This is a genomic window from Streptomyces solitudinis, from assembly GCF_036323765.1.
Lineage (GTDB): Bacteria > Actinomycetota > Actinomycetes > Streptomycetales > Streptomycetaceae > Streptomyces.
On sequence record NZ_JAZDCW010000008.1, the window covers coordinates 139,523 to 154,830 of the forward strand.

Consider the following 15,308-nt stretch of genomic DNA (forward strand, 5'->3'; position numbering starts at 1 on the left):
CCTTCACCCGTACGTGTGACGGGGATAGCGTTGGATCATGACTGCGTCCGAGCACGGCCCCGAGCACCCCACCCCCAGCGGACCCGAGACGAGCCCCGAGGACGACCTGGCGGCCCTCCGGGACGGCGAGGCGGCGCTCCTCGCCACCGCGGAGAAGCTGGACGCCGCCGAACTCACCGAGCCGTCGCTGCTGCCGGGCTGGTCCCGCGGCCACGTGCTCACCCACCTGGCGCGCAACGCCGACGCCCTCGTCAACGTCCTCGAAGGCCGCCCGATGTACGCCAGCGCCGAGGCCAGGGACCACGACATCGAGGTCGGCGCGGCCCGCCCGCTCGCCGCCCACCTCGACGACCTGCGCACCAGCGCCGCACGTCTGGACCGCGCCTTCGCCGGTTACGGCGGCGAGCGGTGGGAGAACCTCCTGGAGCTGCGCAACGGCGTCACCGACCGGGCCGCCGCCCTCCCCTTCCGCCGCCGGGTCGAGGTGGAGCTGCACCACTACGACCTGGACGCCGGACGGGAGCTGGCCGACCTGCCCGCCGGCTTCGCCGAGCGCGCCGTGGGCTACCTCGCGCGGCGCTTCACCGGCAACCCCGAGGTCCCGGCCACCGAGCTGCGCGCCGCGGACGGCCGGACCTGGCACACCGGGCGCGCGTTCAACCCGGAGGACCCGGCCGGTGACGGAACGCCCGCGCCGCCCGTCGTCGTCACCGGGTCCACGGCCGCGCTGGCGGGCTGGCTCGCCGGCCGCACCACCGGCGGCGGCCTCACCGCGGACGGCGGCACGCTCCCCGTGCTGCCCCCGCTGTAGCCGCCGCCCCCGCCCGCGGGCCGCCGCCCGGCGGCCCGCGGAACCGCGAAGTGAGGAGACGCCATGCCCTACACCGGAAAGGTCACCGTCAGCGGCCCGGCCGACGTCCACGAGCTGGCCGACCTGATGATCTCCAAGGCCGCCGTCGGCCCCATGGACAACAACGCCTACCTGCTGCGCTGCCGAGCCACCGGCGAGCAGCTCCTGATCGACGCCGCCAACGACGCGGCGACGCTGCTCCACCTCATCGGCTCCGACGGCGTCACCGGCGTCCTCACCACGCACCGGCACGGCGACCACTGGCAGGCGCTGGAGGAGGTCGTGGCGGCCACCGGTGCCCGCACCTACGCGGGGCGGGCGGACGCGGAGGGCATCCCGGTGCCCACCGACGTGCTCCTCGACGACGGGGACACCGTCACCGTCGGGGCCTGCCGCCTCACCGCCCGGCACCTGGCCGGCCACACCCCGGGGTCGGTCGCCCTCGTCTACGACGACCCGCACGGCCACCCGCACCTGTTCACCGGCGACTGCCTCTTCCCCGGCGGCGTCGGCAACACCTTCGGGGACGCCGGGGCCTTCGCCTCGCTGCTGCACGACGTGGAGACCAAGATCTTCGGCCCGCTCCCCGACGAGACGTGGGTCTACCCGGGCCACGGCGCCGACACCACCCTCGGCGCCGAGCGCCCGCACCTGGAGGAGTGGCGGGCGCGGGGCTGGTGACCCACCAAAGACGGTGATCCCCCTTCGCGCGGCCGGAGGGCCCGGGCGGTAGGCGCGCCGGTCAGCCGGCGGCGGTCGTCGCGGGCGCGGCGGTGACGGAGTCGCGGATGCCCAGGCGCAGGTGCTCGACGTGGTGGAGGGCCTGGTCGAGGAGTTCGGCGACGTGGTGGTCGTGGAGCGCGTAGACGATCGAGCGGCCGTGGCGTTCGCCGGTGACCAGTCCGAGGTTGCGGAGCAGGCGCAGCTGGTGGGAGCAGGCGGAGGCTTCCATGCCGACGGCCTCCGCGAGGTCGCTGACGGAGCACGGGCCTTCCTGGAGCCGGGCCAGGATGTGCAGCCGCGAGGGCGTGGCGAGGGCCTGGAGGGTGGCGGCGACGTCGGCGGCGCCGACGGCGTCGAGTCGCTCGCGGGTGGTGGCGCTGCTGGCGGTGTCGGTTCCGTGGCCCATGGGGCCATTATACCGATAACATGTGAAGACCTATTCAGATATTCCTGTATCGTGGGGACGTTGCCCTCTGTCCGCCCGCGAAGGGTTGTCTTGTCATGCCTTATGTCCTTGACCAGCGGCCCGCTCCGGCCGGCGCCGGCCCGCGTGCGGCGCTGCCGAAGCGGCGCACCCGGGTGCTGGCGCTGCCGGAGGCCCGGTGGGCGCTGGCCGCGCTGGTGCTCTTCCTGGCCGCCCTCCCGCTGGACCTCTTCGGCGCCCCGGCCTGGCTGTGGGCGCCGCTGTATGCCGCCGTCTACGTCACAGGCGGCTGGGAGCCGGGATGGGAGGGCCTGAAGGCCCTGAAGGACAAGACCTTGGACGTGGATCTGCTGATGGTCGTCGCGGCGCTCGGCGCCGCCGCCATCGGCCAGATCCTCGACGGGGCCCTGCTGATCGTCATCTTCGCGACCTCCGGCGCGCTGGAGGCCGCCGCGACCGCGCGGACTGCCGACTCCGTGCGCGGGCTGCTCGACCTCGCGCCGGTCACCGCGACCCGGCTCCTGCCCGGCGACGGGGAGGAGAGCGTCCCCGCCGATGCCCTCACGGTCGGTGATGTCATCCTGGTGCGGCCCGGCGAGCGGGTCGGCGCCGACGGCCAGGTCCTCGACGGCACCAGCGATGTCGACCAGGCCACCATCACCGGCGAGCCCCTGCCGGTGGCCAAGCAGGCCGGGGACGAGGTGTTCGCCGGAACCGTCAACGGCACCGGCGCCCTGCGCGTGCGCGTCGAGCGTGACCCGTCGGACTCGGTGATCGCGCGGATCGTGAAGATGGCCGGGGAAGCCTCCGAGACCAAGGCGCCCACCCAGGTGTTCGTCGAGAAGGTCGAGCAGCGGTACTCCATCGGCATGGTCACCGCCACCCTCGCCGTCTTCGCGATCCCGCTCGCCCTCGGCGACGAACTCCAGCCGGCCCTGCTCCGCGCGATGACGTTCATGATCGTCGCCTCGCCGTGCGCGGTGGTCCTCTCCACCATGCCGCCGCTGCTGTCCGCGATCGCCAACGCCGGACGCCACGGCGTCCTGGCGAAGTCCGCCGTGGTGATGGAACGCCTCGGCCAGGTCGACGCCGTCGCCCTGGACAAGACCGGCACCCTGACCGAGGGGGCCCCGCGCGTCACTGACGTCCGCCCCCACCCCGGCTCCGGCCTGGACGAAGACGGGCTGCTGGCGCTGGCGGCAGCCGCTGAGCACCCCAGCGAACACCCGCTGGCCCGCGCCGTCGTCGAGGCCGCCCGCGAGCGCGGACTCGCCCTCGCCGAGACGGCCGGCTTCACCTCCGCTCCCGGCGCGGGCGTCACCGCCACGATCGGCGGCCGCACCGTCCAGGCCGGCTCCCCGGCCCGCCTCACCACCGCCAGCGACCCGGAGGCCGTCGGCACGGTGCGGGACCTTGAGGACCAGGGCCGCACCGCGGTCGTCGTCCTGATCGACGGCGCACCGGCCGGAGTGCTGGGCATCGCCGACCGGCTCCGCCCGGACGCCGAGGACACGGTGGCCGCCCTCACCGCCCTCACCGGCCGAACCCCGGTCCTGTTGACCGGCGACAACGAGCGCGCCGCGCGCCGCCTCGCCGCCGAGGTCGGCATCACCGACGTCCGCGCCGGGCTGCTGCCGCAGGACAAGGTGGCCGCCATCCGGGGATGGGAGGCCGAAGGCCGGCGGGTGCTGGTGGTCGGCGACGGCGTCAACGACGCCCCCGCCCTGGCCGCCGCCCACACCGGCATCGCCATGGGCAGGGCCGGATCCGACCTCGCCCTGGAGACCGCCGACGCCGTCGTCGTCCGCGACGAGCTCGCCACCATCCCCGCGCTCGTGGACCTGTCCCGCAGGGCCCGCCGCCTGGTCGTGCAGAACCTCGTCATCGCCGGGACCTTCATCACCGCGCTCGTGGCCTGGGACCTGATCGGCACCCTCCCTCTCCCGCTCGGCGTCGCCGGCCACGAAGGCTCCACCGTCATCGTCGGCCTCAACGGCCTGCGCCTGCTGCGCGAGCGTGCCTGGACGGACTCCCTCGGCAAGGACACCGCGTGAGCGGGCGTACCCGCCGGGAGCGTACGGCCGCCTGCGCGGGGGCGGCCGGTGCCGCAGGTGCCCGGTGCACGGGGCTGGTGAGGGTGCGGTCGCCGTACCGGCACCTCCGGACCGTCACCACCCGCACGTAGGCTGTCCGCCATGGCAGATCCGTCCAGCTACCGGCCCGCGCCCGGCCAGGTCCCCGACGGCCCGGGCGTCTACCGCTTCCGCGACGAGCACCGCCGGGTGATCTACGTCGGCAAGGCCAAGAGCCTGCGGCAGCGGCTGGCGTCCTACTTCCAGGACGTGGCCGGGCTGCACCCGCGCACCGCGACGATGGTCACCACCGCCGCCTCCGTGGAATGGACGGTGGTGGGCACCGAGGTCGAGGCGCTCCAGCTGGAGTACACCTGGATCAAGGAGTTCGACCCCCGCTTCAACGTCAAGTACCGGGACGACAAGAGCTACCCCTTCCTGGCCGTGACGATGAACGAGGAGTTCCCCCGGGTCCAGGTCATGCGCGGCGCCAAGAAGAAGGGCGTGCGCTACTTCGGCCCGTACGGGCACGCCTGGGCCATCCGGGAGACGGTCGACCTGCTGTTGCGCGTCTTCCCCGTGCGCACCTGCTCGGCCGGGGTCTTCAAGCGCTCGGCGCAGATCGGCCGCCCCTGCCTGCTCGGCTACATCGGCAAGTGCGCCGCCCCCTGCGTCGGCCGGGTGAGCGCCGAGGACCACCGGGACCTCGCCGAGGACTTCTGCGACTTCATGGCCGGGCGCACCGGCACCTACCTGCGCCGCCTCCAGGAGCGGATGCGGGAGGCCGCCGAGGACCTGGAGTACGAGCGGGCCGCCCGGCTGCGCGACGACATCGGGGCGCTCCAGCGCGCCATGGAGAAGAACGCCGTCGTCCTCACCGACGCCACCGACGCCGACCTGATCGCCCTCGCCGAGGACGAGCTGGAGGCGGCGGTGCAGATCTTCCACGTGCGCGGCGGCCGGGTGCGCGGCCAGCGCGGCTGGGTGACGGACAAGGTGGAGGACGTCACCACCGCCGGGCTGGTCGAGCACGCCCTCCAGCAGCTCTACGGGGAGGAGCGGGGAGACGCCGTGCCCAAGGAGGTGCTCGTGCCCGCCCTGCCCGAGCCGGCCGAGCCGGTCACCGCGTGGCTGGCCGGGCGGCGCGGCTCCCGGGTGAGCCTGCGCATCCCGCAGCGCGGGGACAAGCGCGCCCTGATGGAGACGGTGCGGCGCAACGCGCAGCAGTCCCTCACCCTGCACAAGACCAAGCGCGCCTCCGACCTGACCACCCGCTCCCGTGCCCTGGAGGAGATCGCCGAAGCCCTCGGGCTGGACTCCGCGCCGCTGCGCGTCGAGTGCTTCGACATCTCCCACCTCCAGGGGCAGGACGTGGTCGGCTCGATGGTCGTCTTCGAGGACGGGCTGCCGCGCAAGGGTGAGTACCGCCGCTTCCAGATCAAGTCCTTCACCGGCCAGGACGACGTCCGCGCCATGCGGGAGGTCGTCGGGCGCCGCTTCCGCCGGTACCTCGCCGAGCGCCGGGAGACGGGGGAGTGGGCCGTCCCCGAGGACGGCGGGGCCGCCGGGACGGGCGACGACGGGGAGCCGCAGGAGAGCACCGGCCCGCTGAACGCCGAGGGCCGCCCCAAGCGCTTCGCCTACCCGCCGCAGCTCGTCGTGGTGGACGGCGGCCGCCCGCAGGTCGCCGCCGCCCGCGCCGCGCTGGACGAGCTGGGCATCGACGACGTCGCCGTCTGCGGCCTCGCCAAGCGCCTGGAGGAGGTCTGGCTGCCGCACGAGGAGGACCCGGTGGTGCTGCCGCGCAGCAGCGAGGGCCTGTACCTGCTCCAGCGGGTCCGTGACGAAGCCCACCGCTTCGCCATCCGCTACCAGCGCGGCAAGCGGGCCAGGGCGCTGCGGGCCGGGCCGCTGGACGCCGTGCCGGGGCTCGGGGAGAGCCGCAAGCAGGCCCTGGTCAAGCACTTCGGTTCGGTGAAGCGGCTGCGGGCCGCCACGGTCGAGCAGATCTGCGAGGTCCCCGGCATAGGCCGCAAGACGGCGGAGGCGGTCGCGGCGGCGCTCGCCGCCCCCGCCCGCCCCGGGTCCGGGGCCCCCGCCGTCAACACCGCGACGGGCGAGATCATCGAGGATGATGAGGGGTAGGCGCGGGTCAGGCCCCGCGCACCACACAGGACCGGGGGGAACACGCGATGGCTGACGACCGGCGCAGAACAGACGAGCAGCAGGACGACACGGGAGCGCAGCAGGTGGAAACGGGCACGGCGGCGGAGGGCAACGGGGCCGAGGGCACCATCCCCGAGCTGGTGATCATCTCCGGCATGTCCGGGGCGGGCCGCAGCACGGCGGCCAAGTGCCTGGAGGACCTGGGCTGGTTCGTGGTGGACAACCTGCCACCGGCCCTCATCCCCACCATGGTCGACCTCGGCGCCCGCTCCCAGGGCAACGTCGCCCGCATCGCCGTCGTCGTGGACGTGCGCGGGCGCCGCTTCTTCGACAACCTCAAGGAGTCGCTGGCCGACCTCGCGGCCAAGCACGTGCGGCGGCGCATCGTCTTCCTGGAGGCGTCCGACGACGCCCTCGTGCGCCGCTTCGAGTCCGTGCGCCGCCCGCACCCGCTCCAGGGCGACGGGCGCATCGTGGACGGCATCGAGGCCGAACGGGACCTCCTGCGCGAGCTGCGCGGCGACGCCGACCTGGTCATCGACACCTCCAGCCTCAACGTCCACGAGCTGCGTGCCAAGATGGACGCCCAGTTCGCCGGGGACGAGGAGCCCGAGCTGCGGGCCACCGTCATGTCCTTCGGCTACAAGTACGGCCTGCCCGTGGACGCCGACCTCGTCGCCGACTGCCGGTTCCTGCCCAACCCGCACTGGGTGCCCGAGCTGCGCCCCTACACCGGCACCAGCCCCGAGGTGGCCGACTACGTCTTCGACCAGCCCGGCGCCAAGGAGTTCCTCGACCGCTACGCCGAGCTGTTCCAGCTCGTCGCCGCGGGCTACCGCCGCGAGGGCAAGCGGTACGTCACCGTCGCCATCGGCTGCACCGGCGGCAAGCACCGCAGCGTCGCGATGAGCGAACGGTTCGGCCGCAGGCTGTCGGCCGAAGGCGTGGAGACCGTCGTCGTCCACCGGGACATGGGCCGCGAGTGAGCGCGGTCACCGGCCGCTCGCTGCGGCTGCGGCGGCGCAGATCCGCCCCCCGCGCCAAGGGGCAGCCCAAGGTCGTCGCCCTCGGCGGCGGCATGGGCCTGTCCGCCTCGCTCACCGCGCTGCGCCGCATCACCGGTGACCTCACCGCCGTCGTCACCGTCGCTGACGACGGCGGTTCCAGCGGGCGGCTGCGCGCCGAGCTGGGCGTGCTGCCCCCGGGCGACCTGCGCAAGGCGCTGGCCGCCCTGTGCGGGGACGACGAGTGGGGGCAGACGTGGGCCCGCGTCGTCCAGCACCGCTTCGCGGGCGGGGGCGAGCTGCACGGGCACGCCGTCGGCAACCTCCTGATCGCCGCGCTGTGGGAGCAGCTCGGCAACCACGTCGCCGCGCTCGACCTCGTCGGCAAGCTGCTCGGCGCGCACGGCCGGGTGCTGCCGATGTCCGCGGTGCCCCTGCTGCTCCAGGCGCAGGTGCGCGGGCACGACCCGCGCTTCCCCGACCGCGTCGGCACCGTCGCGGGCCAGGCCACGGTGGCGCTCACCCCCGGGGAGGTGCAGGAGGTGCGGCTCGTCCCGGCGGACCCGCCCGCCGTGCCCGAGGCGGTCGACGCCGTGCTGGACGCCGACTGGGTCGTCGTCGGGCCCGGCTCCTGGTTCTCCTCGGTGATCCCGCACCTGCTGGTGCCCGAACTGCTCCAGGCGCTCGCCGGGACCAAGGCGCGCAAGGTGCTCTCGCTCAACCTCGCCCCCCAGCCGGGCGAGACCGCCGGCTTCTCCCCGCAGCGTCATTTGGAGGTTTTGGCCCGACACGCCCCTAAACTCGCTTTCGACGTGGTGCTGGCTGATCAGGACGCCGTGCCCGACCAGGACAGCCTGCGCGAGGCCGCGCGGCGGCTGGGCGGAACGGTGGAGCTGGCGCGGGTCGCCGCGGCGGACGGTTCGCCGCGCCACGACCCGGAGAGGCTGGCCGCCGCGTACGACCGTATTTTCCGGATGCATGGAAGGATCGGCCCATGGCGATGACGGCAGCGGTGAAGGATGAGATCTCCCGGCTACCCGTCACCCGGACCTGCTGCCGCAAGTCGGAGGTCTCCTCGGTCCTTCGCTTCGCCGGCGGGCTCCACCTGGTGAGCGGACGCATCGTCATCGAGGCCGAGCTGGACACCGGCATCGCCGCGCGGCGGCTGCGCAAGGACATCCTGGAGATCTTCGGGCACGCCTCCGACCTGGTGGTGATGGCGCCGGGCGGGCTGCGGCGCGGCAGCCGCTACGTCGTGCGGGTGGTGGCCGGCGGGGACCAGCTCGCCCGGCAGACGGGCCTGGTCGACGGCCGGGGGCGCCCCATCCGCGGCCTGCCCCCGCAGGTCGTCTCCGGCGCCACCTGCGACGCGGAGGCCGCCTGGCGCGGCGCGTTCCTCGCCCACGGCTCCCTCACCGAGCCCGGCCGCTCGTCCTCGCTGGAGGTCACCTGCCCGGGTCCGGAGGCCGCCCTCGCCCTGGTCGGCGCCGCCCGGCGGCTCCAGATCGCCGCGAAGGCCCGCGAGGTGCGCGGCGTGGACCGCGTCGTCGTCCGGGACGGTGACGCCATCGGCGCGCTGCTGACCCGGCTCGGCGCGCACGAGTCGGTGCTGGCCTGGGAGGAGCGCCGGATGCGCCGCGAGGTGCGGGCCACGGCGAACCGGCTGGCGAACTTCGACGACGCCAACCTGCGGCGCTCGGCCCGCGCCGCGGTCGCCGCGGGGGCGCGCGTGCAGCGTGCGCTGGAGATCCTCGGCGAGGACGTCCCCGAGCACCTGGCCGCGGCCGGGCGGCTGCGCATGGAGCACAAGCAGGCGTCCCTGGAGGAGCTGGGCGCGCTCGCGGACCCGCCGCTGACGAAGGACGCCGTCGCCGGGCGCATCCGGCGGCTGCTGGCGATGGCCGACAAGCGCGCGAGCGACCTGGGCATCCCCGGCACGGAGGCGACCCTGACCGAGGAGATGGTCGGCTGACGGCGCGCGCCCCCGGGCCCGGCCCGGCAGCCCGCCGCTTCCCCCGCGCCCTCCCCGCCACCCGCCGCCGCACCCGGCCGCGCCGTGGCGGCGCGCACGCGGCCGATGTCACCCGCGTCACGTCGGCGCGGTAGGGTCGGACGTGGTCGGGGACATCCCAATACAGCTCGCCGGCGACCATCACCGGCGTACCAACGAGGAGATCGGTTCGTGACGATCCGCGTAGGCATCAACGGCTTCGGCCGTATCGGCCGTAACTACTTCCGTGCGCTGCTGGAGCAGGGTGCGGACATCGAGATCGTGGCTGTCAACGATCTGGGTGACACCGCGACCACCGCCCACCTCCTGAAGTACGACACCATCATGGGCCGCCTCAAGGGCGAGGTGTCGCACACCGCCGACACCATCACCGTCGACGGCAAGACCCTCAAGGTCCTGTCCGAGCGCAACCCGGCCGACATCCCGTGGGGCGAGCTGGGCGTCGACATCGTCGTCGAGTCCACCGGCATCTTCACCAAGCGGGAGGACGCCGCCAAGCACCTCGCGGGCGGCGCGAAGAAGGTCCTCATCTCGGCCCCGGCCAAGCAGGAGGACATCACCCTGGTGATGGGCGTCAACAACGACGCCTACCAGCCCGCCGAGCACCACGTCATCTCCAACGCCTCCTGCACCACCAACTGCGTGGCGCCGATGGCGAAGGTGCTGGACGAGAGCTTCGGCATCGTCAAGGGCATGATGACCACGGTCCACGCCTACACCAACGACCAGCGCATCCTGGACTTCCCGCACAGCGACCTGCGCCGGGCCCGCGCCGCCGCGCAGAACATCATCCCGACGTCCACGGGCGCCGCGAAGGCCACCGCCCTCGTGCTCCCGCAGCTCAAGGGCAAGCTGGACGGCATCGCGATGCGCGTGCCCGTGCCCACCGGCTCCGTCACCGACCTGGTCGTCGAGCTGGACCGCGAGGTCACCAGGGACGAGGTCAACGAGGCGTTCAAGAAGGCCGCCGAGGATCAGCTCAAGGGCGTCCTGGAGTACACGGCCGACCCGATCGTCTCCTCGGACATCGTGAACTGGCCGGCCTCCTGCACCTTCGACTCCTCGCTCACCATGGCGATGGGCAAGCAGGTCAAGATCGTCGGCTGGTACGACAACGAGTGGGGCTACTCCAACCGCCTGGTCGACCTCACCGTCTTCGTCGGCAACCAGCTCTGACCGCACCGCGGTCCGCAGGGCACCGAGAAGTGACCGGAACGAGGCCCGTGCGGCGCACCGGCGCGCCGCACGGGCCTCGCGCCCGTGTGCAGGGCCTGATCAGCCCGAACCAAGGAGCCACCCACCCATGAAGACGATTGACGAACTCCTCGCCGAGGGCGTCTCCGGCCGGCGGATCTTCGTGCGCGCCGACCTCAACGTCCCGCTCGACGGGGACACCATCACCGACGACGGCCGCATCCGCGCCGCCGTACCGACGATCAGCCGCCTCGCCGACGCGGGCGCCCGGGTCGTCGTCGCCTCGCACCTGGGCCGCCCCAAGGGGGCGCCCGACCCGCAGTTCTCGCTCGCCCCCGTCGCCCGGCGGCTCGGCGAACTCCTGGACAGGCCGGTCGCGTTCGCGTCCGACACCGTGGGGGACAGCGCGAAGGCCACCGTCGCCGGGCTCGGCGACGGCGGGGTCACGCTGCTGGAGAACCTCCGCTTCAACGCGGGCGAGACGAGCAAGGACGACGCCGAGCGGGGCGCGTTCGCCGACGAGCTGGCCGCCCTGGCCGACGGCTACGTCGGGGACGGCTTCGGCGCGGTGCACCGCAAGCACGCCTCCGTCTACGACCTCCCGGCCCGGCTCCCGCACGCCGCGGGCGGCCTGATCGCCACCGAGGTCGGCGTGCTGCGCAAGCTCACCGACGAGGCGGCCCGCCCCTACGCCGTCGTGCTCGGCGGCGCGAAGGTCTCCGACAAGCTCGGCGTCATCGACCACCTGCTGGAGCGGGCCGACCGCATCCTCATCGGCGGCGGCATGGTCTACACGTTCCTGGCGGCCCAGGGCCACGAGGTGGGCGGATCGCTGCTCCAGGAGGACGAGCTCCCGGCCGTGCGGGACTACCTGCGCAGGGCCGAGGAGCGCGGCGTGGAGTTCGTCCTGCCCGTGGACGTCACGGCCGCCGCCGCGTTCCCCGACCTCCGGACGAAGGCGCCCGCGAGTCCGGTGACCGTGGCGGCCGACGCCATCCCCGCCGACCTCATGGGCCTGGACATCGGCCCCGAGTCGCGGAAGCTGTACGCCGCGAAGCTCGCCGACGCGGCCACCGTGTTCTGGAACGGCCCGATGGGCGTCTTCGAACACCCCGACTTCGCCGAGGGCACCCGGGCCCTCGCGCAGGCACTCCTCGACAGCCCGGCCTTCACGGTCGTCGGCGGCGGTGACAGCGCCGCCGCCGTGCGCATCCTGGGCTTCGACGAGAACGCCTTCGGCCACATCTCGACCGGTGGCGGCGCCAGCCTCGAATACCTCGAAGGCAAGACGCTCCCCGGCCTCGCCGCACTGGAGGACTGACCCGATGAGCCCCCGCACGCCCATCATGGCGGGCAACTGGAAGATGAACCTCAACCACCTGGAGGCCATCGCCCACGTCCAGAAGCTCGCCTTCGCACTGTCGGACAAGGACTACGACGGCGTGGACGTCGCCGTCCTGCCGCCCTTCACCGACCTGCGCTCCGTGCAGACCCTGGTCGACGGCGACAAGCTGAAGATCCGCTACGGCGCCCAGGACATCTCGGCGCACGACGCCGGTGCCTACACCGGTGAGGTCGCCGGGCCGATGCTGGCCAAGCTGAACTGCACCTACGCCGTCGTCGGCCACTCCGAGCGCCGCCAGTACCACGGCGAGACCGACGAGCAGTGCAACGCCAAGGTCAAGGCCGCCTTCAAGCACGGGCTCACGCCGATCCTGTGCGTGGGCGAGGGCCTGGAGGTGCGCAAGGCGGGCACCCACGTCGCGCACACCCTGGCGCAGCTCGACGGCGCCCTCGACGGCGTCCCGGCCGCCGACGCCGAGACGATCGTGATCGCCTACGAGCCGGTGTGGGCCATCGGCACCGGCGAGGTCGCCACCCCCGAGGACGCCCAGGAGGTCTGCAAGGCCGTCCGGCGCCGTCTGGGTGAGCTGTACAGCCAGGAGCTGGCCGAGAAGGTCCGCATCCAGTACGGCGGTTCGGTCAAGTCCGGCAACGTCGCCGCGATCATGGCGCAGCCGGACGTGGACGGTGCCCTCGTCGGCGGCGCCGCCCTGGACGCGGACGAGTTCGTGAAGATCATCCGCTACCGCGACCAGTAGGCTGCCGGGCGGACTGGGCCGGCGGGCCGCTCCCGTCGTAGGCTGTCGGGGCCGGGCCGCTGGTCCGGCCCCCACGCACGTCCGCCGGGCGCCCGTCCGGCCCGCAACAATCCGTCCGTCTTCGATGTCCGAGAGTTGGTCCAGCCGTGGAATTGGGTCTGTCGATCGCCCTGCTCGTCTTCAGCGGTCTGCTGATGCTGCTGGTGCTGATGCACAAGGGGAAGGGCGGCGGCCTCTCCGACATGTTCGGTGGCGGCATGCAGTCGTCCGTCGGCGGTTCGTCCGTCGCCGAACGGAACCTGGACCGCATCACCGTGGTCGTCGGCGTCATCTGGTTCGCCATCATCGTGGCGCTCGGCATCATGATGAAGGCGTCCTGACGGACGTACTTGTCGCGCCGGACGGCTGACAGGCGCTCGCACTCCCTGCCTATCATGAGGATCGCGTTCCGTTCCGGGGGTAACTCCGGGCGGGGAACGCGCGTTGGGCCCTACGTACACTGGGGCGACTTCGCACCTTGAGGCAGGGAGTGACGACCGTGGCAGGTGGCAACGCGATCCGGGGCAGCCGGGTCGGCGCGGGGCCGATGGGAGAGGCCGAGCGGGGCGAGTCCGCTCCGCGGCTGCGGATCTCCTTCTGGTGCTCCAACGGGCACGAGACGCAGCCGAGCTTCGCCAGCGACGCACAGGTTCCCGAGACGTGGGACTGCCCACGGTGCGGTTTCCCGGCGGGCACGGACCGGGACAACCCGCCGGCCCCGCCGCGCACCGAACCGTACAAGACCCACCTCGCGTACGTCCGCGAGCGCCGCAGCGACGCCGACGGCGAGGCCATCCTCGCCGAGGCGCTGGCCAAGCTGCGTGGCGAGATCTGACGCCCTTCCCCTCCGCCCGCCTCATCCCGCCGTACGCCCTGCCGCTCCCGCCGTCCCGCCCCGCACCCATTAGGGTCGGACCCGGCGGGGAACGACGATCAAGAATGGGCTGACAGCGCAGATGAACGCAGCAGGGGAAACGCCCGGGGAACGGCTCGACCGGATGCCGGAGTGGACGGCTCTGGCGGAACACCGCAGGCAACTCGGCGAGGTACGGCTGCGGGAGCTTTTCGAGGCCGACCCGCGGCGGGGGGAGCGCTACCGGCTCCAGGTCGGCGACCTCACGCTCGACTACGGCAAGCACCTGGTCACCGACGAGACACTGGCCCTCCTGCGGGCACTGGCGGACGCGGCCGGGGTCGCGCCGCTGCGCGACGCCATGTTCCGCGGTGAGCGGATCAACGTCACCGAGGACCGGGCCGTCCTGCACACCGCGCTGCGGGCACCGCGCGACGCGGTCGTCGAGGCCGGGGGCGAGAACGTCGTACCGGCCGTGCACGCCGTGCTCGACAAGATGGCGGCGTTCGCGGAGCAGGTCCGCACCGGTGCCTGGAAGGGCCACACCGGGCGGCGCATCCGCACCGTCGTCAACATCGGCATCGGCGGGTCCGACCTCGGCCCCGCGATGGCGTACGAGGTGCTGCGCCCCTACACCGCGCGCGACCTGGACTTCCGCTTCGTCTCCAACGTGGACGGCGCCGACCTGCACGAGGCCGTGCGCGACTTGGACCCGGCCGAGACGCTGTTCATCGTCGCCTCCAAGACGTTCACCACCATCGAGACGATCACCAACGCCCGCTCCGCGCGCGACTGGCTGCTCGGCGGCCTGGGCGCGGGCTCCGAGGCGGTGGCCCGGCACTTCGCCGCCGTCTCGACGAACGCCGACGAGGTGGCGAAGTTCGGCATCGACACGGCCAACATGTTCGAGTTCTGGGACTGGGTCGGCGGCCGGTACTCCTATGACTCGGCCATCGGCCTCTCCCTGATGACGGCCATCGGGCCCGAGCACTTCCGCGCCATGCTCGACGGCTTCCACCTGATGGACGAGCACTTCCGCACCGCGCCGGCCGAGGAGAACGCGCCGCTGCTGCTCGGGCTGCTCGGCGTCTGGTACGGCGGGTTCTTCGACGCCCAGGCGCACGCCGTGCTGCCGTACTCGCACTACCTGGCGAAGTTCACCGCCTACCTCCAGCAGCTCGACATGGAGTCCAACGGCAAGTCCGTGGACCGCCAGGGCCGCCCGGTGGACTGGCAGACCGGCCCCGTCGTGTGGGGGACGCCCGGGACCAACGGGCAGCACGCCTACTTCCAGCTCCTGCACCAGGGCACCAGGCTCGTCCCCGCCGACCTGATCGGCTTCGCCGAGCCGGTGGCCGAGCTGGGTCCGCTGCGCGGCCAGCACGACCTGCTGATGGCCAACCTCTTCGCCCAGGGCCAGGCGCTGGCCTTCGGCAAGACGGCCGACGAGGTGCGCGCCGAGGGCGTGCCCGAGGAGCAGGTGCCGCACCGCACGTTCCGGGGCGACCGCCCGACGACGACGATCCTGGCCACCGGGCTGACCCCGTCCGTGCTGGGCCAGCTCGTGGCGCTCTACGAGCACAAGGTGTTCGTGCAGGGCGCGGTGTGGGACATCGACTCCTTCGACCAGTGGGGCGTGGAACTGGGCAAGGTGCTCGCCAAGCGCATCGAGCCCGCGCTCACCGAGGGGGCCGACGTCCCCGGCCTCGACAGCTCGACGGCCGCGCTGGTGGCCCGCTACCGGGAGCTGCGCGGACGCTGACGCACCCGCCCCGGGGCCACGGCGGGCTCCGGGGCCGCGGCGGGACGGGGACGGGCGCCACGCCGCCCCGCCCCGCCGTGGCACGGGTCACCACCCCCTCGTGAAATC

Annotated in this window: 14 protein-coding genes; 13 read left to right on the plus strand and 1 reads right to left on the minus strand. The window is 73.3% G+C overall.

Annotated elements, in window-relative coordinates; all coding sequences use genetic code 11:
- Positions 1 to 37 precede the first annotated feature (37 nt).
- Complete coding sequence (locus V1J52_RS20550) at positions 38 to 811, plus strand: maleylpyruvate isomerase family mycothiol-dependent enzyme (protein ID WP_330141386.1); 774 nt, start codon at positions 38 to 40, stop codon at positions 809 to 811.
- Positions 812 to 874: 63 nt separating this feature from the next.
- The gene (locus V1J52_RS20555) at positions 875 to 1,531 is read left to right on the plus strand and encodes an MBL fold metallo-hydrolase (protein ID WP_330141387.1); all 657 of its coding nucleotides are present in this window, start codon (positions 875 to 877) and stop codon (positions 1,529 to 1,531) included.
- 61 nt (positions 1,532 to 1,592) lie between these two features.
- Here the strand turns inward: V1J52_RS20555 and V1J52_RS20560 are convergent, their stop codons facing one another.
- A complete protein-coding gene (locus tag V1J52_RS20560) occupies positions 1,593 to 1,979 on the minus strand; it encodes an ArsR/SmtB family transcription factor (protein ID WP_330141388.1) in 387 nt (128 codons plus the stop codon).
- Positions 1,980 to 2,074: 95 nt separating this feature from the next.
- On the opposite strand from V1J52_RS20560, the gene V1J52_RS20565 reads away from it, so the two are divergent.
- The 11 genes from V1J52_RS20565 to pgi all read left to right on the plus strand — a co-directional run bounded on the left by V1J52_RS20565 (position 2,075) and on the right by pgi (position 15,200).
- Entirely contained in the window at positions 2,075 to 4,051 is a 1,977-nt protein-coding gene (locus V1J52_RS20565) for a heavy metal translocating P-type ATPase (protein WP_330141389.1), read from the plus strand.
- Positions 4,052 to 4,192: 141 nt separating this feature from the next.
- Entirely contained in the window at positions 4,193 to 6,214 is a 2,022-nt protein-coding gene (gene uvrC / locus V1J52_RS20570) for an excinuclease ABC subunit UvrC (RefSeq protein ID WP_330141390.1), read from the plus strand.
- 47 nt (positions 6,215 to 6,261) lie between these two features.
- Positions 6,262 to 7,221, plus strand: a complete 960-nt coding sequence (gene rapZ / locus V1J52_RS20575; RefSeq protein ID WP_330141391.1) for an RNase adapter RapZ — start codon at positions 6,262 to 6,264, stop codon at positions 7,219 to 7,221.
- Entirely contained in the window at positions 7,218 to 8,243 is a 1,026-nt protein-coding gene (locus V1J52_RS20580) for a gluconeogenesis factor YvcK family protein (protein ID WP_443075881.1), read from the plus strand. The genes rapZ and V1J52_RS20580 overlap by 4 nt, the downstream gene beginning before the upstream one ends.
- Entirely contained in the window at positions 8,234 to 9,211 is a 978-nt protein-coding gene (gene whiA, locus V1J52_RS20585) for a DNA-binding protein WhiA (protein ID WP_330141393.1), read from the plus strand. Before V1J52_RS20580 ends, whiA begins: the two co-directional genes overlap by 10 nt.
- A 210-nt stretch (positions 9,212 to 9,421) precedes the next feature.
- Positions 9,422 to 10,426, plus strand: a complete 1,005-nt coding sequence (gap, locus tag V1J52_RS20590; RefSeq protein WP_330141394.1) for a type I glyceraldehyde-3-phosphate dehydrogenase — start codon at positions 9,422 to 9,424, stop codon at positions 10,424 to 10,426.
- A 127-nt stretch (positions 10,427 to 10,553) separates the two neighbouring features.
- Entirely contained in the window at positions 10,554 to 11,765 is a 1,212-nt protein-coding gene (locus V1J52_RS20595; protein WP_330141395.1) for a phosphoglycerate kinase, read from the plus strand.
- A gap of 4 nt (positions 11,766 to 11,769) precedes the next feature.
- Positions 11,770 to 12,546 carry a triose-phosphate isomerase gene (tpiA, locus tag V1J52_RS20600; protein WP_330141396.1) on the plus strand — a complete coding sequence of 259 codons (777 nt, stop codon included), beginning with the start codon at positions 11,770 to 11,772 and terminating at the stop codon, positions 12,544 to 12,546.
- 152 nt (positions 12,547 to 12,698) lie between these two features.
- The gene (gene secG / locus V1J52_RS20605) at positions 12,699 to 12,926 is read left to right on the plus strand and encodes a preprotein translocase subunit SecG (RefSeq protein ID WP_330141503.1); all 228 of its coding nucleotides are present in this window, start codon (positions 12,699 to 12,701) and stop codon (positions 12,924 to 12,926) included.
- Positions 12,927 to 13,084: 158 nt separating this feature from the next.
- Positions 13,085 to 13,420 carry an RNA polymerase-binding protein RbpA gene (locus V1J52_RS20610; protein WP_330141397.1) on the plus strand — a complete coding sequence of 112 codons (336 nt, stop codon included), beginning with the start codon at positions 13,085 to 13,087 and terminating at the stop codon, positions 13,418 to 13,420.
- Positions 13,421 to 13,541: 121 nt separating this feature from the next.
- On the plus strand, positions 13,542 to 15,200 hold the full coding sequence (gene pgi, locus V1J52_RS20615; protein WP_330141398.1) for a glucose-6-phosphate isomerase: 1,659 nt from the start codon (positions 13,542 to 13,544) through the stop codon (positions 15,198 to 15,200).
- Positions 15,201 to 15,308: the final 108 nt, after the last annotated feature.